Genomic DNA, 18,479 nt, shown 5'->3' on the forward strand with positions numbered 1-18,479 from the left:
CGTCAGCACGGCGTACAGGAACTGTCCTCAGGAGGACTCAGTGGCGAAGGCGAAGTTCGAGCGGACGAAGCCCCACGTCAACATCGGCACCATCGGTCACATTGACCACGGTAAGACCACGCTGACCGCGGCCATCACCAAGGTGCTGCACGACGCGTACCCGGAGATCAACCCCTTCACGCCGTTCGACCAGATCGACAAGGCGCCGGAGGAGCGGCAGCGCGGTATCACCATCTCGATCGCGCACGTCGAGTACCAGACCGAGGCGCGTCACTACGCCCACGTCGACTGCCCGGGTCACGCCGACTACATCAAGAACATGATCACCGGTGCCGCCCAGATGGACGGCGCCATCCTCGTGGTCGCCGCCACCGACGGCCCGATGCCGCAGACCAAGGAGCACGTCCTCCTGGCCCGCCAGGTCGGCGTTCCGTACATCGTCGTCGCCCTGAACAAGGCCGACATGGTGGACGACGAGGAGATCCTGGAGCTCGTCGAGCTCGAGGTCCGCGAGCTGCTCTCCGAGTACGAGTTCCCGGGCGACGACCTGCCGGTCGTCCGCGTCTCCGCGCTGAAGGCGCTGGAGGGCGACAAGGAGTGGGGCGAGAAGCTCCTCGGCCTGATGCACGCCGTCGACGAGGCCATCCCGACCCCGGCCCGTGCCGTGGACCAGCCGTTCCTGATGCCGATCGAGGACGTCTTCACGATCACCGGTCGTGGCACCGTCGTCACCGGCCGCATCGAGCGTGGCATCCTCAAGGTCAACGAGACTGTCGACATCATCGGCATCAAGGAGACCAAGACCACCACCACGGTCACCGGCATCGAGATGTTCCGCAAGCTGCTCGACGAGGGCCAGGCCGGTGAGAACGTCGGTCTGCTGCTCCGTGGCATCAAGCGCGAGGACGTCGAGCGCGGCCAGGTCATCATCAAGCCGGGTTCGGTTACCCCGCACACCGACTTCGAGGCCCAGGCCTACATCCTGTCGAAGGACGAGGGTGGCCGCCACACCCCGTTCTTCAACAACTACCGCCCGCAGTTCTACTTCCGTACCACGGACGTGACCGGCGTCGTGACCCTCCCCGAGGGCACCGAGATGGTCATGCCGGGCGACAACACCGGCATGACGGTCGCGCTGATCCAGCCGATCGCCATGGAGGAGGGCCTGAAGTTCGCCATCCGTGAGGGTGGCCGCACCGTCGGCGCCGGCCAGGTCACCAAGATCATCAAGTAATTGACGATCTGACCTGCCTGCCTCGTACAGGCTCAGTCCGCAGGGCCCCGCGCACTCCTGGTGCGCGAGGCCCTGCGGCGTGTCGGGATGTCGAATCGACGGCGATCAGGTAACAGGTCCGTTGAGAGTGCCCTCGGAACGGACTGCTATCCTGCCGCTCATTGGCTCTCCCTCGCCGCCGTCCGCGATGCTCAGGGTGCGGAGGGGGAAGGATTCCGGCCGGTGGGACGACCCGGCGGTCCATGCCTCCCAACCGCTTTCGGATCACATGGGGACAGGCGAAGAAGGATGCTCAACGCAGTGGAGCAGGGAGTCGGGCGAACCGGGGAGCCGGCGCCGCTGTTGTCGGTCGTCATGCCGATCTACAACGAGCAGGAGGCGCTGCCGCTGACCGTGCGGCGCCTGCGCCCGATCCTCGACGGCCTGGGGATCACCTACGAAGTGGTCGGCATCGACGACGGGAGCACGGACGCCACCCCGGCGCTGATGCAGAAGATCCACCAGGACTGGCCCGAGTTCCGGATCGTCCGCTTCGCCCGCAACTCCGGGCACCAGGCCGCGCTGACCGCCGGCATCCACCGCGCCTTCGGCGACTACGTCGTCTCCATCGACGCCGACCTCCAGGACCCGCCGGAGAAGATCCCCGAGATGCTCTCGCTCGCGCGGGAGCAGGGCCTCGACATCGTCTACGGCGTGCGCGGCGACCGCGGCACCGACACGATCTTCAAGCGCCGCACCGCCGGCGCCTACTACTGGCTGATGCGCAAGCTCGTCGGCAAGAAGATGCCCAACCAGGCCGGCGACTTCCGGCTGCTCAGCCGTGCGGCGGTGGACGCCCTCAAGGCGATGCCCGAGCACCAGCCGGTCTACCGGCTGCTGGTACCGTGGCTCGGCTTCCCGAGCGGCGAGGTCGTCTACGTGCGCGAGGAGCGGGTCGCCGGCTCGACCCACTACCCGCTGTCCAAGATGGTCCGCCTCGCCGTCGACAGCGTCACCAACTTCTCCGCGAGCCCGCTGCGGCTCGCCACCTGGCTCGGCCTGCTGAGCTTCCTGCTCTGCTTCGCCCTCGGCGTCTACACCGTGGTCATGTACGCGCTCGACAAGACCGTCCCCGGCTGGTCCTCGCTGTTCATGGGCATGCTGTTCCTCGGCGCCGTGCAGCTGGTCTGCATGGGCCTCCTGGGCGAGTACGTCGGCCGCATCTACTCGGCGGCCCAGGCCCGGCCGGCCTACTTCGTCGGCTACGACTCGGCGGAGGGGCCCGACCCCGCGACGGCTCGTCGCAGCGCCTCCTACACGGGCTGACCGGAGTCGTTCCGCCGCCGGTCGACGGACCGCCGCCGGCGTCCACCGGGCCGCCGTGCTGCGAGCTGTGAGCTTGGACGAGAGAACGGACACCATGCATACGAACAGCACCGCGACCGGAGCGGCGACGGCCACCGGAGGACGTCCGGGTGTTCCGGCGCCGTCCGGCGGGCCGTCCGGCGGCACGGCGGACGGGGGAACCGGGGCCCACGCCTTCTGGCGGTTCCTCCCCGCGGTCTGCGCGTACCTGCTCCTGGTGGGGCTGCTGCTGGCCGCGGACACCAGGGTCGGTGACATCGCCCGGTACACCTTCTACGCGGGCTGGGGCGTGGTGCTTCCGGGCACCCTGGTCTTCCGGGCCCTGCGCAGGCGTCCGCACACCCTGCTGGAGGACCTCGTCTTCGGCGCGGTGACCGGGCTGGTGCTGGAGCTGGCGGCGTGGGCGGTCATCGTCAGCGCGGGCCTCCAGTCGGTGGCCGTCGGGTGGCCGCTCCTCGTGGTCGTCCCGTTCGCGCTCGTCCCGGGCCTGCGCCGGCACTGGCGCCCCGGCGGCTACCGGCGGCAGTCCCTCGGCTGGTCCTGGTCGATGGCCGGGGTGGTGGGCCTGACCAGCCTGTACTACTACCTGGTCTTCCTGTCGAAGTTCCCGGTCCTGGCGACGGACGAGAAGTCACGGCTGTTCGGCGACATGCCGTACATGCTGTCGCTGGCGGCCAACGCCAAGCAGCACATGCCGCCGACCCTGCCGCAGGTGGCGGGGGAGCCGCTCCACTACCACTGGTTCACGTTCGCGCACATGGCGATGACCGACATGGTGGGCCACATCGACCTGCCGGTGGTCGAGACCAGGCTGCTCGTCCCCGCGTTCGTCGCGCTCGGTGCGCTGATCACGGCCGTGGTGGCCCAGCGGATCACCGGTCGGGTGTGGGCCGGCCCGCTCGCCGCGCTGCTGCTCTTCGCGGTCGGGGAGTTCACCGCGGTCTACCCGAACACCGTGATGAGCTGGACCTTCGGTGCGCCGGCCATCCGGTTGATGTCCTGGTCGAGCATGTCGCTGACGTACAGCCAGCCACTGCTGATCGCGCTGATCGGCGTGGTCGCCGACCGGCTCCGCGGGGTCGGCGGCCCGGGCGACGCGGACGGGCCGCCCAGGGCACCGGAGTTCGGGCGGGGAGCCTTCGTCCTGACGGCGATGTTCGCGACCGCCTCCAGCGCGGCCAAGGCGAGCACCCTCCCGGTGGCACTCGCGGGCCTGGCCGTCGCCGGCCTGGCGGTGCTGATCAGGACCCGGCGCATCCCCTGGACGGTCGTCGGGCTGGGCGCGGTCATCGCGGGTGCCCAGCTCTTCGCGACGGCGTTGATCTTCGACTTCGAGAGCTACGGCCTGGAGGTCCTCCCCTTCGGCAACATCCAGAAGTACTGGGCCGAACCCGTGGAGGGCCGGCCGGTGCTGCTGCAGAGCGGTCTGGTCGTGGTCGTCCTGATCGCCTTCTTCCTGAACCACCAGATCAAGCTCCTGGGCGCGGTGCCGCTGCTGTGGCGGCGCCGGCTCCGGCTGGACGCGCAGCAGTGGTTCCTGCTCGGCGCGGTGGTCGCCGGACCGGCGGCCTACCTGATGGTCAACGGCTACAACGCCAGCTACTTCACCATCTCCGCGATGCCCTTCGGGGCGGTGCTGTCCGCCTGGGGGTACTGCGAGGCCTTCGAACGGGCCACGCTGTCCAGGGCCGCCAAGTCCGCCCTGGCCGTCGGCGCGGTGGCCCTGACCGGGCTGTTCACCTGGCTCTCGTACCGGTACTCGGCGGACTGGGAGGCCTTCCTGCGTACGCACACCGGGGACGGCACCGGCACCGAGCCGTACACGCCGCTGCTGCCGGCGCTGACCGTGGCGGCCGCGTTCGCGGTACTGGCGGTCCTCCTGGGGCTGCTCTGGCGCCTGTTCTCCAGGGCGGCGCGCGGTCTGCGGCGCCGGGGCGGGATCGTCCTGCTCACCGCCGGACTGACGCTCGGCACCCCGGGCCTCGCCCTCGACGCCATCCAGGCCCACGAGTCCCCGTGGGACGGCAGCTGGGTGATGCCGGCGAGCCAGGTGAACGCCGCGCGCTGGATCCGCTCGCACAGCGCGCCCTCGGACATCCTGGCGACGAACAGCCACTGCTGGCAGTACGAGGACTACGCGGACGGCCTGCCGTGCGCCAACTACCGTTCGCACTGGCTCAGCGCCTATTCGGAGCGCTCGGTCCTCATCGAGGGCTGGGCGTACGCCCCGAGGCTGATGTCCGCCTCGAACGGGTCGTCGGCCTCCGGCTCGCCGTTCTGGGACACCGAGCTGTTCCAGCTCAACGAGGCCGCGTTCTACGCGCCGACGCCGGACGTCCTGAACCGGCTGCACCGCGATCACGAGGTCCGCTACCTCGTGGTCCAGCGGTTGGCGGGCGCCGAGTCGCCACAGCTCAGGAACCTCGCCAAGCTGGTGTTCGACAACGGCCGGGTGGCTGTGTACGAGCTCTCCTGATCCGACGAACGAAGCAGTGGGCAATCCGATGGTCTCCACCGACAACACGCCGGCACCGGCACCCGACGGCCCGGCGGCCGGCACCGCCAAGCGGCAGCTGCCGTCGTTCCTGGTCATCGGCGTGCTCAGCACGCTCGTCTACCTCGGCCTGTACGTGGTGGCCCGCCATGTCGTCGACCGGCAGGCGGCCAACCTGATCGCCCTGGTGGTGAGCGCGGTCGCCAACACCGCGGCCAACCGGCGCTTCACCTTCGGCATCACCGGCTCGGAGGGCGCGGTGCGCCAGCAGCTCCAGGGCGCCGTCGCCTTCCTGCTCGGTCTGGGCCTGAGCAGCGGCGCGCTCGCGCTGCTCGCCCGGCTGGCGCCGAACGCCTCGTGGGCGGTCGAGGTCGCCGGCCTGATCGCGGCCAACGGCCTCGCGACGGTGGCCCGGTTCGTCCTCCTCAAGGTGTGGGTCTTCAGGACCCGCTGAGGGCGAACCGGGCCACCTGGGGCCTGGCGTCGTGCGGTCGGTCAGGGCGCGGAGACCGTGGACCTGGCGGGTTCCCCGGCCTGCTCGGCCGTGGCCGGGACGACGACCTTGCGCGCCCGGCGTTCGACCAGCGCGCGCACCGGCCGCGGCGTCCAGTCCTTCGCCTTCAACGCGGGCTTCTCGACCAGGTACCAGGAGAGCGCGGCGAGGGCGACCGTCCCGCCGAGGGACAGCAGGAGGTAGACCTTCATGCCGTACGCGTTGCCCCCGAGCGCGGCGACGGCCTGTTCGACGGTGAAGCCGTACACGTAGATGCCGTACGAGAAGTCCCGCTTGACGCCGATCCGCTGGAACGGCCTGGGCAGCCGGACCGCCAGCCAGAAGAGCAGGTACGTGAAGGCCGGGTAGCCGAACGCGAACAGCCCGCCGTAGCGCATGCTGGCGACGAGCACGACGGCCGACAGCAGCGCGAGCCCGGCGTTGAGCGGGATCCGCTCCTTGTAGAGCTGCACCGTGGCGCCGAGCAGGAAGACGAACGACAGGTAGACGAAGTACTGCGTGTAGACCTGGCCGAAGACCGGCACGTGGATGTAGAAGCCCATGCTGTGCGGGTAGTTGACGAAGCCGGGGGTCGTCCGCCAGTCCTCGAAGATCAGGATCCAGCCGACCAGGGTCAGCAGCGGCACCGTCTTCTTCGCGCGCAGCACCACGCCGCCGGCGGCCAGCAGGCCCATCATGACGTAGCAGAGCATCTCGTAGTCGAGCGACCAGAGGGAGCCGTTGATCCCGGGGTCGTGGTTGGTGCCGGCCCGCATGCCGTCGTCGATCACGTTCGAGATGTCGAACCCGGTGGAGAGCGAGGCGTTCCAGGCACCCGCCAGGTAGTTCAGCGGCCCGTGCGGGTGCGACCAGTAGCCGGAGAGCGAGTGGTGGGTCCGGTAGTACAGGGCGGGTGCCACCAGCAGGACGCAGACCAGGAGCGACGCCCAGAGCCCGGGCAGGATGCGCAGGGCGCGGTGCCAGGAGTACCGGCCGGACGTGCTGCGCATGGCACTTCCGGTGATCATGAACCCGGACAGCGCGAAGAAGCCGACCACCGAGAGCCGCCCGAGGTCTATCTGGCCGCCGCTGAAGTGGGAGAGCGGAGCGGGTCGGCCGAACCCGAGCGGGTAGGCGTGGGAGAACACGACGGCTACCGCGAGGGTCGTCCGGATCGCGCCGAAGCTGTTCACCCGGCCGGACAGACTGCCTCCCCTCAGCCACGCAGGGCGTCGGGTGTCGACGCCCTCGCGTATGCCGTCTGAGCGTCCCGCATGGTGGGTCATGGTCCGTCCGATCCGGCCGGCTGGGGAGCGGCCTGGAAAAGGGCCTGTGAATGGGGCAGGGAGAACGGCCGAGGGGACGTCCGGGCCTGCGCTCGCCCCCCGGCCGGCCGGGGGACGCTACTGCTGCTTCAGCGAGTCCGTGTAGGCCTTGCAGGCCTGGTAGTCCGGCAGCAGACCGGTGGCGAGGGCCTCCGAGAGGGAGGGGGCCACCGCGTCACGGGCCGACAGCTGCGGGGCGTCGGTCGGCCACTCGATGCCGAGCTCCGGGTCCAGCGGGTGCACGCCGTGCTCGCCGGTCGGGTTGTACGTCGCCGAGCAGAGGTAGGTCAGCGTGGCGTCGTCGGTCAGGGCGCAGAAACCGTGGCCGAGGCCCTCCGGGATGTAGACGGCCTTGCGCTCGGTGTCGTCCAGCCGGACGAACTCCCACTTGCCGAAGTTCGGCGAGCCGACCCGCAGGTCGACGATGACGTCCAGCACCGCGCCGCGGGTGCAGGCCACGTACTTGGCCTGGCCGGGCGGGACGTCGGCGAAGTGGATGCCGCGGACGACGTCCTTGGCGGAGAGCGACAGGTTGGCCTGGGCCAGGTTCAGCGGGTGGCCGACGACCTCGGCGAGGCGGTCGAAGCGGTACCACTCGGTGAAGTGGCCGCGGGGGTCGCCGTGCACCTGAGGGGTGATCTCGAAGGCGCCCTCGATGGAGAGTTCACGGAACTTCACTTGGCGGCCGCCTCTTCGAGCAGACCCAGCAGGTACTGGCCGTAGCCGCTCTTCAGCAGCGGCTCGGCGAGCTCGCGCAGCTGGGCGTCGTCGATCAGCCCGGCCCGCCAGACGGCCTCCTCGATGCAGCCGATCTTGAAGCCCTGGCGCTCCTCGATGACCCGGACGAACTCCGAGGCCTGGACCATCGACACGAACGTGCCGGTGTCCAGCCAGGCGGTGCCGCGGTCCAGGATCGTCACGTGCAGGTCGCCGGTGCGCAGGTAGGCGTCGTTGACGGCGGTGATCTCCAGCTCGCCGCGGGCGCTCGGCTCCAGCGTGCGGGCGATCTCGACCACCCGGTTGTCGTAGAAGTACAGGCCCGGGACGGCGTAACGGGACTTGGGCTCGGTCGGCTTCTCCTCGATGGAGATGACCTGGCCGGTCTCGTCGAACTCGACCACGCCGTACGCGGTCGGGTCGGCCACGGGGTACGCGAAGACCCGGCCGCCCTTGATGTCGGAGTGCTCGGTGAGCGCGGTGCCCAGGCCGGTGCCGTGGAAGATGTTGTCGCCGAGGATCAGGGCCACCGGCTCGTCGCCGATGAAGTCCGCGCCGAGCACGAAGGCCTGGGCGATGCCCTCGGGCTTCTCCTGGACGGCGTACTGGAGCTTCAGACCGAACTGGGAGCCGTCGCCCAGCAGCCGTTCGAACTGGTCCCGGTCGTTCGGGGTGGTGATGATCAGGATTTCGCTTATCCCGGCCATCACGAGGGTCGAGAGGGGGTAGTAGATCATCGGCTTGTCGAAGACCGGGAGGAGCTGCTTCGACACCGCACGGGTCAGGGGCCACAGCCGCGAGCCGGTGCCGCCGGCCAGGAGGATTCCACGCATGGGTGCACCCTATTCGAGATCGGTGAACGCGGGAGGGGCCGGGTCGGGAGGGCGTTCGGGCGGCGGTAGACTACGCGCATTATGCGCATCCTCGTGACCGGCGGCGCCGGATTCATCGGTTCGGAGTTCGTCCGTCAGCTCCTCGGGGCTGACGAGAATGCCCGGATCACGGTCTTTGACAAGCTCACCTACTCGGGTGTCCTGGAGAACCTGGCCCCGGTGGCCGACCACCCGGGCTACACCTTCGTCCAGGGCGACATCTGCGACACGGACGCCGTCGACCAGGTCATGCCGGGTCACGACGTGGTGGTGCACTTCGCCGCCGAGTCCCACGTGGACCGTTCGATCGCCGGTGCGGGCCCGTTCGTGCTGACCAACGTCGTCGGCACCCAGGTGCTCCTCGACGCGGCCCGCAAGCACGGCGTCGGCCGCTTCGTGCACATCTCCACCGACGAGGTGTACGGCTCGATCAGCGAGGGCTCCTGGACCGAGACCTGGCCGCTGGAGCCGAACTCCCCGTACTCGGCCTCCAAGGCCTCCTCCGACCTGCTGGCGCTGGCCTACCACCGCACCCACGGCATGGACGTCGTGGTGACCCGCTGCTCCAACAACTACGGGCACTACCAGTTCCCGGAGAAGGTCATCCCGCTGTTCACCACCAACCTGATCGACGGCAAGAAGGTGCCGCTGTACGGCGACGGTGGCAACGTCCGCGACTGGCTGCACGTCTCGGACCACTGCCGGGGCATCGAGCTGGTCATGCGCGGCGGCCGCGCGGGCGAGGTCTACAACATCGGCGGCGGCACCGAGGCCACCAACAAGGAGCTGACCGGCCTGCTCCTGGAGGCCGCCGGCGCCGGCTGGGACATGGTCGAGCACGTCGCGGACCGCAAGGGCCACGACCTCCGCTACTCCATCGACATCAGCAAGATCCGCGAGGAGCTCGGCTACGAGCCGCAGGTCCGCTTCGAGGACGGCCTCGCCGCCACCATCGCGTGGTACCGCGAGAACCGCGCCTGGTGGGAGCCGCTGAAGCAGAAGGCGGCCCTGGCCAAGTGACCGCGAACGCCGCCGCGCCCGTGCGCTGGCTGGTCACCGGCGCGGCCGGGATGCTCGGGCAGGACCTGCTGTCGGTGCTGGGCGCCGACGGGACCGCCGAGATCACCGCGCTGCGCCGGGCGGACCTCGACATCACCGACGCGGCGGCCGTCCTGGCCGCCGTCGAGGGCCACGACATCGTGGTCAACTGCGCCGCGTGGACGAACGTCGACGCCGCGGAGACCGAGGAGGACGCCGCCACCGCCGTCAACGGCACCGGTGTGCGCCACCTCGCCGCGGCCTGCGCCAAGACCGGCGCGCGGCTGCTGCACGTCTCCACCGACTACGTCCTGCCGGGCGACGCCACCGAGCCCTGCCCGGAGGACGCCCCGACCGCGCCGGTGAACGCGTACGGCCGCGGCAAGCTGGTGGGGGAGCAGGCGGTCGCCGAGCTGCTCCCGGCGCACGGCTACGTCGTGCGCACCGCCTGGCTGTACGGCGAGCACGGCCCGAACTTCGTGGCCACCATGCTCAAGCTCGCCGCCCAGCGGGACACCCTGGACGTGGTGGACGACCAGCACGGCCAGCCGACCTGGTCGTACGCGCTGGCCGGCCGCCTGGTCGAGCTCGGCCGGGCCGCGCTCGCCGGGCAGGCCCCGGCCGGGATCTACCACGGCACCGCGAGCGGCCGGACCACCTGGTGCGGACTGGCCCGCGAGACCTACGCGCTGAGCGGGCTGGACCCGGAGCGGATCCGCCCGACCACGTCGGAGGCCTTCGTCCGCCCGGCCGCCCGTCCGGCCTTCAGCGTGCTGGCCCACGACCGCTGGGCCGCCGCCGGACTGGCTCCGCTGCCCGAGTGGCGGGCCATGCTGGCCGAGGCGCTGGCCCGGCCCGTCTTCGCCGAACTGGCCGCCACGGCCCGGACCACGGAGAGCGACAGACCTCAGTGAAGAAAGCACTGACGAAGGTGGCTGCCGCGCTACCGCCGGGAACCCTGGCGGTGGCCGGCGGCACCGTCGTCCTGGGCGCCGCCTCCTACATCCACCTCGGAGTGGCGGGCCACAGCCTGTCCGTCGACGACATGGCGAACGTCTCGCTGCTGTGGACGATCGTGATGTCCGTCGGCATCGGCGTCTTCTTCCCGATCGAGCAGGAACTCACCCGGATCGTCGCGGCGCGCGCGGCGCTCGGCCACGGCGCCGCCCCGGTGCTGCGCCGGGCGACCCTGCTCACCGGCGGGATCCTCGCGGCGACCCTGCTCGTCCTCGGTGCCGCCTCCGGCCCGATCTCGCGGTCGATGTTCCACGGCGACCGCTCGCTGGTGCTGGCGCTCGGCGGGGCCTTCACCGGCATGGCCGTCTGCTACCTCACCCGTGGCGTGCTGGCCGGCCTCGGCCGCTTCGGCGCGTACGGCACCCAGCTCGGCCTGGACGGCGGCCTGCGGATCGGCCTGGCCTTCGCCTTCGGCGTCGCCGGGGTGCACTCGGCGCTCGCGTTCAGCCTGATCCTGGCCGTCGCGCCGGTCCTCGCCACGATCGTCACGCTGCCGCCGCTGCTGCGCGCGGTGAAGCCGGGCGAGCAGGTCGGCTGGTCCGAACTCTGCTCCGGGCTCGGCCTGTTGATCTGTTCCACGCTGCTCTCGCAGGTCGTGGTGAACGCGGCCGTGGTGAGCACCAAGCTCCTCGCCCCCTCCGACTCCGCGCTGATCGCCGCCCTGCTCAACGCGCTGGTGCTGGCCCGGGTTCCGCTGTTCGTCTTCGGTTCGCTCCAGGCCTCGCTGCTGAACGGGCTCTCCGCCGCGATCGCGGTCGGGGACCGGGCCGCCTTCACCGGCATGCTCAAGAAGATCGGCCTCGTGGTGGGCGGGCTCGGCGTGCTCGGCGGGATCCCGGCGGTCGCCCTCGGCCCGTGGCTGATCCAGGTGCTGTTCGGCGCCAAGCCGGTGCTCGGCTGCCTCGACTTCTTCTGGTTGTCCGCCGGAACCGTGGCGTACATGTTCGCGATGGTGCTCGGCCAGGCGCTGATGGTATTCAAGCGGCACAACCTTCAGCTGCTCTGCTGGGCGGTCGGCACCGCGGTCCTCGCCGGGGTGACGTTCCTGCCGGGCGAGGTCTCGACCCGCGTGATCATTGCGTACACGGCGGGTTCCGTGGCCGCCGTCCTCGGTATGCTGGCGGTGCTGAGGCAGAGTTTCGCCCGTTCGGCGACGCATTCCGCCGGCCCCGTCCAGCAGTCGGGGGACCCGAACGCCGCGGTGTTGAGCAGCCGGACGGCCGGTGAATGACCGTGTCCGCCCCTCACCTTCAGATCACCGCGCAGCAGCGCGGGCCAGACCCCATTCATGGAGCCTCCGTGTCCCAGTACGACGATGTTTGGCTGGTGATCCCGGCCTACAACGAGGGCCAGGTGATCGCCGACGTTGTGGAGGGGGCGCGAAAGACGTTCCCGAACATCGTGGTCGTCGATGACGGCAGCGGCGACGACTCGGCCAAGCACATCATGGAGACGGGCGCGCACCTGGTGCGCCACCCGGTCAACCTCGGTCAGGGCGCCGCCCTCCAGACCGGCCTCGCCTACGCCCTGGCCCAGCCGGGCGCCAAGTACTTCGCCACCTTCGACGCCGACGGTCAGCACCAGACCGGCGACGTCGAGAAGATGGTCGCCCTGCTGCGCGAGGGCGACGTGGACGTCGTCCTCGGCTCGCGCTTCATCGAGCAGAACGGGCAGGTGCCGTGGATCAAGCGGGTCGTCCTGCGCACCGCGGCGACCGTCAGCCCGACCGCTCGCAAGCTCAAGCTGACCGACGCCCACAACGGTCTGCGGGTGCTGAACCGCGAGGCCGCCGGCCGGCTGCGGATCACCATGAACGGCATGGCGCACGCGTCGGAGATCGTCAGCTTCCTCGCCGGCTCGGACCTCCGGGTCGCCGAGCTCCCGGTGGACATCCTGTACACCGACTACTCACGCGCCAAGGGTCAGTCCCTGATCAACGGCGTCAACATCATCTTCGACATCTCGCTGCGGGAGCGTAGCCGCCGATGAAATTCTTCTGGATCCAGCTGGTTCTCATTCTCGGCTCGGTCACTCTCGCCTTCATGTTCATCCGGCGTTGGGACCGTGCCAACACCCGCGCCTGGAAGCGCATCGCGTTCTCGGTCTTCGTGATCGTGAACATCTACGCGGTGCTGCGCCCCACCGACGTGACCTGGCTGGCCCACCAGCTCGGCGTCGGCCGCGGCACCGACCTGGTGCTGTACGTGATGGTGCTGGGGATGGGCTTCCTGACCCTGAACACCTTCCTGCGCTTCCGCTCGCTGGAGAAGAAGCTCACCGACCTGGCGCGCACCGTGGCGATCAACGAGGGCGCCCGCCTGAACGAGGAGCGCTTCGACCTGGACCTGCCGGTCTCGGCGCCGGTCGACCGCAGCAAGGCCTGATCCCGTGGCGACCTTCGAGTTCATGCTGCCGTACTACGGCGACGTGGCGCTGATGCAGGCCGCCGTGCGGAGCATCCTCGCGCAGACCGACCGGGACTTCCGGCTGACCGTCATCGACGACGGCAAGGAGCCGGACGTCCCGGGCTGGTTCGCCTCGCTCGGCGACGACCGGGTGAGCTACCTGCGCAACGAGCGGAACCTCGGCATCACCAAGAACTTCCAGAAGTGCGTGGAGCTGTCCACGGCCGACCACGTGGTCATCATGGGCTGCGACGACCTGCTGCACCCGCACTACCTGGAGACCGTCCGGTCGATCGTCAAGGACAACCCGGACCTGGGCATGGTGCAGCCGGGCGTCGAGGTCATCGACGGCAACGGCGAGGTCAGCCGCGCCGGCCTGGCGGACAACGTCAAGGAGAAGATCTACGCGCCGACCGTCAAGGGCCGGCGGCTGATGGGCGGCGAGGAGCTGGCGGCCAGCGTGCTGCGCGGCAACTGGCTGTACTTCCCGTCGATCTGCTGGCGGGGCGAGGCGCTGCGCGCGGTCAACTTCCGTGACGAGTACTCGGTGATCCAGGACCTGGCCCTGGTCGTCGACCTGCTGGAGCGCGGCGAGCAGATGATGGTGGACAACACCACCGTCGTCTTCCAGTACCGGCGGCACGCCGTCAGCGAGTCCTCGGTGCAGGCCTTCTCCGGCACCCGGTTCACCGAGGCGGAGCGGTACTTCAACGCGGTGGCCGAGCGGATGGACGCCCGCGGCTGGCCGAAGGCCGCCCGTGCGGCCCGGTTCCGCAGCGCCTCCCGCCTGCACGCGCTGACCATGCTGCCGGGCGCGCTGAAGCGCGGCCAGCGGGCCGGCGCCAAGGTGCTGGTCCGCCACGCGCTGACCGGCGGAGAGCGGCACTGACGCCTCGTACGTCCTGATACGGCACTGGGCCGGTAGTCCGAGTTCGGACTACCGGCCCAGTGCCGTTCGTGGTTCGGCGAGGGTCACTCGGGCAGGTCCGCGGAGAACCCGGGGAGCAGTTCACCCTTGCGCGGGTACGGGTTGACCTTCGGGCAGATCAGCTTCCCGAGGTCGACCTTCGGGTCCGCCGGGTTCAGGAGCCCCGGGGCCGGGACGCACTTGGGCGCGTAGCGGGAGCAGTGCCCCTTGGTGTCGGCGGTGGTCTGCGAGATCCAGGCCAGCATGCCGGTGCCCTCGTGCGGGTCGGGCATGTACTTGCTGGCGGTGGCGGAGCCGGCCATGCCGAAGAGCAGGCCCAGCGCGCAGATGCTGCCGATGGCCACCGCGCGCGGGTTGAGGCGCAGCGGCAGGCGGCGGCCGGTCTGCTCGGCGGTCTCGGCGGCGGGGGCCGAAGCGGTGTTCCGACGGCGGCGGGCGATCAGGTAGCACGCCAGGCCGACCAGCACCAGCAGGCAGTAGAGCAGCTGGGCGCTGGTGCGCGGGTAGAGCATGACGGCCTGGTCGCGCTCCATGTGGGAGGCGTACCAGTAGCGCATCAGCAGGGCGCTCGCGGTGCAGGCGGCGGCGGTCAGGACGACGGCCCGGCCGATCCCGAGGGCCAGCGCCACGCCCAGGCCGACCAGCAGCAGGATCGTGAAGAGGCCGACCCCGCCGAGCTCGCCGGGCACCGGCCAGGTGCTCTGGCCGTCGGTGCCGGGAAGGTCGTCGCGCCACATCGCGAAGTAGGTCGGCTCGGTATAGGTGTCGAAGTAGCAGTAGCGGTCGACCGTGCTTCCCGCGGACCCGAGCAGCCGGACCAGGTAGAGGGAGGAGGCGGCCAGGAAGACCCCGGCGGCGGCGCCGATCGCGGTCAGGGCGTTGAGCAGGCCGGGGGTCCCGCCGGTGCGGCGGGCGCGCAGCAGCAGCACCACGGTGAGGACCACCACGCCGGCGGCGGACCACACGAACCAGCCGGAGTAGAGGTTGAACAGCAGCGCGATCCCGAGGCCGAGCACGGCGCCGCGGAGGGCGGCGGTGCGGCGCGGGAGCTCCGGGGCGCGCTGGAGGAGCTGCATCAGCTTCGCCAGCACCGGGAGGAAGGCGACGAGCACGAAGGTGGTGTACGGCTTGTACGGCTGCGCCATCGGCAGGGCGGCGGTGACGCCGATCCCGAGCGCCCAGAGCGGGGGCAGCAGCAGCCGCCAGGACAGGTAGGCGAGCGGGCCGAGCAGCGCGACGAACAGCAGGTCGACGAGCTTGAGCGCGAAGCCGATGTCCCCGTGGGTGAGGTGCTCGGCGACGAAGGCGACGATGTGCGGGAACATCGGCGGGTAGGCGCCGTCGAGGGGCTTGCCCTCCATCAGGGCGTTGACCCAGGCCTGGAGGTTGCCGGAGTCACCCGACTGGGCGTACAGCGGCCAGTTGGTGTCGCGCAGCGCGAGCGAGACGCCGGCCGCCAGGACGCCGGAGGACAGGCCCGCCACCGCGGCGGCGGCGAACCGGACCGGGACGTCCGCCCAGCGGCGCATCGCCGGAACCAGGGCCAGGACGACGACGCCGAGCAGCAGGAGGAGCCGGAGCTGCAGCGCGGCGAGGCCGCTGACCTGGCCGATCCTCGACATCGGGTTCAGCTCGATGGACGTCGCCAGGCCCGTCATCAGCAGGGCTGCCGTGATCGCGGTCAGGACCTCCGCGGTCCAGACGACGGCGGGGCGACGCAGAGCGGCTGCCCGTCTTGTTCGGCTGGACGGTATGCCCTGTTGCATGCCCGGGGTGGAGGCGGGCTGCACGCTCGTCGTCACTGATTCGGTCCTTCTGCTCTTCCGCAGCGAGTGGGTGCGGAGGCGGTGTGTGGTTTCGGTGCCGGACACCGCGATTCTGCCAGCACCGCGGGCGGCGGGGGATCAGCAGGGGCCGAACCATCCTGTCGGAGCGGGCCGTTGTCGTCCGTGGGGGCGGAGTGCGTTGGCTCCGGCAGATCACCGCGTGGCACACTGCCGATGCGCTTCGACGAGTGGTGGCGGGAACCGTGGCGCGCCGCCCGGAGCCGGTCATGACGAGATCGTCAAACTCATACAAGTAGGGAAGTGTCCCGGTGCAGCCGCTGATCGACTCTGCCCACACGTCCGACGGTCCGGACCGGGGTGAGAACGGCGGCACGAACGCGCCCGACACCCCGGTCGTGCCGGCCCGGCTGCGGGCGCTCGCCGCCCACCGCTGGTTCTGGCCGGTCGCCCTGCTGCTCGGGTACGGCGGACAGGTGGTGTTCCGCCTGGTGCTGTCGGTCCACAACTACTTCCCGTCGGTGCACGCCGACGAGGACTCCTACCTGGTGATCGCGCGGGTGCTGGCCGGCCGGTCGGCCACCGAGCTGCCGGTCGGCGTGGTGATCCCCGGCGGGTACCCGCTGCTGATCTCGCCGGCGCTGCGGATCGCCGACAACCCGGCCACGGCGTACCACCTGATCATGGGCATCAACGCGGTGCTCAACGCGCTGGTGTTCCCGCTGGCCGTGGTGGCGGCGCGCCGGCTGGGCCTGTCCCGGCCGCAGGCGTACCTGGTGGGCACCGCCGCGGCGCTGGTGCCGCCGGTGATCTTCTACTCCCAGTTCGTCATGTCGGACACCGTGCTCCCGGTGCTCCTGCTGGCCTGGGTGATCGCGATGCACGGCTGGCTCTCGCCGGGCTCGACGCGCCGCCGCGCGCTGTACGCGGTGGGGACGGGCCTGGCGGCCGGCTACACGATGGCCACCCACGACCGCGGCGGCGTGGTCGTGGCGCTGACCGCGCTGGTCCTGGTCGTGGTGCTGGCCTTCGGCTGGGCGCCGCGGCTCGCCTCGCTGGCCGGCGTCGGCGCGCTCGGGGTGTCGTACCTGGGCGCGAAGCTGCTGGCGGGCTTCGTCGAGAGCCGCTTCAAGGACGTGCCGCCGAGCGACGTCGGCAACAAGGTCTTCGAGAACCTCGAGAACAGCGACTACATCGGCACGATCGTCGCCCGCACGTTCGGGCAGCTCTGGTACTTCATGGTCTCGACGTACGGCTTCGGGGCGATCGCGCTCGTGCTGTGCGTGGTGGTGGTGTTCCGGCGCCGGTACCCGGTGGCCGACCGGGTGGTGGCCTTCACCATGGTGGCCATGCTGGTCGGCACCGCGCTGGCCTCCGCGGCCGGCCTGGCGGACAACGGCCGGACCGACAACTGGGTGTACGCCCGCTACTGCGCGGTGCTGGTGCCGCTGTTCCTGGTGGTCGGCCTCGCCGCGCTGTGGCGGGCCGGGGTCCGCGCGCTGCTGGGGGCGGCGCTGGTCGGCACGGTGGCGATCGGTGTCATCCAGCTGTCGGTCGGCGCGTACGCGGGCGCCGTGCTCAAGCTCTGGGTCAGCCCGTGGACGGTGCCGGACGCGATGTTCCTGGCCTCCACCTGGGACGGCCTGCACATGATCCGGACGAGCTTCGGCGCGCTGGCGGTGCTGGGCGCCTGCCTGCTGCTGCGGGTGACCGGCGGGCGCCGGGTGGCCGCCGCGCTGGTGGCCTGCCTGGCACTGTTCGCCGTCTACGCGACGGCCGCCATCACCGACAACGTCTCCGTGCCGCACGCCAAGGAGCGCAAGTACCAGGCGGTCGGCGTGGTCAAGGAGGCGGGCCTGCGCAAGGGCGACAACGTCGTCCTGGACCTGGACCTCGACTGGGACACCCGGATGGCGATGGCCTACGAGGTCTACGGGGGCCGGGTCTGGTCGAAGGACCTGAAGGAAGGAGCCGACCTGCCGGAGACGGCCACCGCGGTCCTGACCGGCTGGGACAAGGGCGCCCTGCCGCAGGCCAGCTGGTCGAACCCGCGGCCCGGCTGGCACGTCGTGAAGTTCAACAAGGACCGCGGCTGGGCGCTCTGGCGCAAGGACTGAGCGGGGACGTCACCCGTCGGGGCCGGTGAGGAGCGCCTCACCGGCCCCGATTGGCATCCGGGCTGCTCCATGTGGCAGTATGTCCAAGTTGCTCGGTTGAGTGCCGATGCTGCGCGCCTCCCGCCGGGAGGACCGGAAGCGAGTCCCATGTACTCGTCGTTCCCGTGATGGCCGTCAAGCGTGAGTTCTACGCCACGGCAGCTGCGGGGCGAAAGTACGGGAATCTTCCGGGAAGCGTACGCGGGGCCTCGATCCGGCACCCCCCACCCCGAAAGTTTGAAACCGACGAAGTACTTCGCCGGTTTTTTGCAAGCGCGAGTGCGACACGCCCGAGCGCGGGGGTCGGAGGGGGTCGTGCAGTGACTAAGGACAAAGGACTACTGAGTAGCCATGGCGGGACAGAAGATCCGCATCCGGCTCAAGGCCTACGACCACGAGGTCATCGACTCCTCGGCGAAGAAGATCGTCGAGACGGTGATCCGTACTGGTGCGCAGGTCGCGGGCCCGGTGCCGCTGCCCACTGAGAAGAACGTGTACTGCGTCATCCGCTCGCCGCACAAGTACAAGGACTCGCGCGAGCACTTCGAGATGCGTACTCACAAGCGTCTGATCGACATCCTCGACCCCACGCCGAAGACGGTTGACTCGCTCATGCGTCTCGACCTGCCGGCTGGCGTCGACATCGAGATCAAGCTCTGAGAGGCGCACCGA

16 protein-coding genes are annotated in these 18,479 nt (G+C 70.3%); 12 read left to right on the plus strand and 4 right to left on the minus strand.

The window, feature by feature from the left end; all coding sequences use genetic code 11:
- The first annotated feature begins 40 nt into the window (after positions 1-40).
- From tuf to ACFWP2_RS03855, 4 genes are all read left to right on the plus strand, one after another.
- Positions 41-1,234, plus strand: a complete 1,194-nt coding sequence (gene tuf, locus ACFWP2_RS03840) for an elongation factor Tu (RefSeq protein WP_326846505.1) — start codon at positions 41-43, stop codon at positions 1,232-1,234.
- Positions 1,235-1,588: 354 nt separating this feature from the next.
- Positions 1,589-2,539, plus strand: coding sequence for a glycosyltransferase (locus ACFWP2_RS03845; protein ID WP_380447961.1), 951 nt, complete (start codon positions 1,589-1,591; stop codon positions 2,537-2,539).
- 94 nt (positions 2,540-2,633) lie between these two features.
- Positions 2,634-5,054, plus strand: coding sequence for a hypothetical protein (locus ACFWP2_RS03850; RefSeq protein ID WP_380447963.1), 2,421 nt, complete (start codon positions 2,634-2,636; stop codon positions 5,052-5,054).
- 16 nt (positions 5,055-5,070) lie between these two features.
- Complete coding sequence (locus ACFWP2_RS03855) at positions 5,071-5,526, plus strand: GtrA family protein (RefSeq protein WP_380447965.1); 456 nt, start codon at positions 5,071-5,073, stop codon at positions 5,524-5,526.
- Positions 5,527-5,567: 41 nt separating this feature from the next.
- On the opposite strand, the gene ACFWP2_RS03860 is transcribed toward ACFWP2_RS03855, so the two are convergent.
- The 3 genes from ACFWP2_RS03860 to rfbA all read right to left on the minus strand — a co-directional run bounded on the left by ACFWP2_RS03860 (position 5,568) and on the right by rfbA (position 8,440).
- Positions 5,568-6,758: an acyltransferase family protein gene (locus tag ACFWP2_RS03860; protein WP_380447967.1), complete on the minus strand. Its 1,191-nt coding sequence runs from the start codon at positions 6,756-6,758 to the stop codon at positions 5,568-5,570.
- Positions 6,759-6,968: 210 nt separating this feature from the next.
- Complete coding sequence (locus tag ACFWP2_RS03865; RefSeq protein WP_380447969.1) at positions 6,969-7,568, minus strand: dTDP-4-dehydrorhamnose 3,5-epimerase family protein; 600 nt, start codon at positions 7,566-7,568, stop codon at positions 6,969-6,971.
- Positions 7,565-8,440, minus strand: coding sequence for a glucose-1-phosphate thymidylyltransferase RfbA (rfbA, locus tag ACFWP2_RS03870; RefSeq protein WP_380447971.1), 876 nt, complete (start codon positions 8,438-8,440; stop codon positions 7,565-7,567). Before rfbA ends, ACFWP2_RS03865 begins: the two co-directional genes overlap by 4 nt.
- Positions 8,441-8,521: 81 nt before the next feature.
- Between rfbA and rfbB the strand changes: the two genes are divergently transcribed.
- From rfbB to ACFWP2_RS03900, 6 genes are all read left to right on the plus strand, one after another.
- Positions 8,522-9,499, plus strand: a complete 978-nt coding sequence (rfbB, locus tag ACFWP2_RS03875; protein WP_380447973.1) for a dTDP-glucose 4,6-dehydratase — start codon at positions 8,522-8,524, stop codon at positions 9,497-9,499.
- Positions 9,496-10,431, plus strand: a complete 936-nt coding sequence (gene rfbD / locus ACFWP2_RS03880; RefSeq protein WP_380447975.1) for a dTDP-4-dehydrorhamnose reductase — start codon at positions 9,496-9,498, stop codon at positions 10,429-10,431. Before rfbB ends, rfbD begins: the two co-directional genes overlap by 4 nt.
- A gap of 17 nt (positions 10,432-10,448) precedes the next feature.
- Positions 10,449-11,765: a lipopolysaccharide biosynthesis protein gene (locus ACFWP2_RS03885; protein WP_380447977.1), complete on the plus strand. Its 1,317-nt coding sequence runs from the start codon at positions 10,449-10,451 to the stop codon at positions 11,763-11,765.
- 68 nt (positions 11,766-11,833) lie between these two features.
- Entirely contained in the window at positions 11,834-12,523 is a 690-nt protein-coding gene (locus ACFWP2_RS03890; protein ID WP_380447979.1) for a glycosyltransferase family 2 protein, read from the plus strand.
- The gene (locus ACFWP2_RS03895) at positions 12,520-12,918 is read left to right on the plus strand and encodes a DUF2304 domain-containing protein (RefSeq protein ID WP_380447981.1); all 399 of its coding nucleotides are present in this window, start codon (positions 12,520-12,522) and stop codon (positions 12,916-12,918) included. Before ACFWP2_RS03890 ends, ACFWP2_RS03895 begins: the two co-directional genes overlap by 4 nt.
- Before the next feature lie 4 nt (positions 12,919-12,922).
- On the plus strand, positions 12,923-13,828 hold the full coding sequence (locus ACFWP2_RS03900; RefSeq protein ID WP_380447983.1) for a glycosyltransferase family 2 protein: 906 nt from the start codon (positions 12,923-12,925) through the stop codon (positions 13,826-13,828).
- A gap of 83 nt (positions 13,829-13,911) precedes the next feature.
- On the opposite strand, the gene ACFWP2_RS03905 is transcribed toward ACFWP2_RS03900, so the two are convergent.
- Positions 13,912-15,669 carry a hypothetical protein gene (locus ACFWP2_RS03905; protein ID WP_380447985.1) on the minus strand — a complete coding sequence of 586 codons (1,758 nt, stop codon included), beginning with the start codon at positions 15,667-15,669 and terminating at the stop codon, positions 13,912-13,914.
- A gap of 293 nt (positions 15,670-15,962) precedes the next feature.
- Between ACFWP2_RS03905 and ACFWP2_RS03910 the strand changes: the two genes are divergently transcribed.
- Together ACFWP2_RS03910 and rpsJ are read left to right on the plus strand one after the other, a co-directional pair.
- A complete protein-coding gene (locus tag ACFWP2_RS03910; protein ID WP_380447987.1) occupies positions 15,963-17,768 on the plus strand; it encodes a hypothetical protein in 1,806 nt (601 codons plus the stop codon).
- Between the two features lie 390 nt (positions 17,769-18,158).
- On the plus strand, positions 18,159-18,467 hold the full coding sequence (gene rpsJ, locus ACFWP2_RS03915; protein ID WP_012785157.1) for a 30S ribosomal protein S10: 309 nt from the start codon (positions 18,159-18,161) through the stop codon (positions 18,465-18,467).
- Positions 18,468-18,479 lie beyond the last annotated feature (12 nt).

The organism is Kitasatospora sp. NPDC058444, assembly GCF_042721415.1.
GTDB lineage: Bacteria > Actinomycetota > Actinomycetes > Streptomycetales > Streptomycetaceae > Kitasatospora.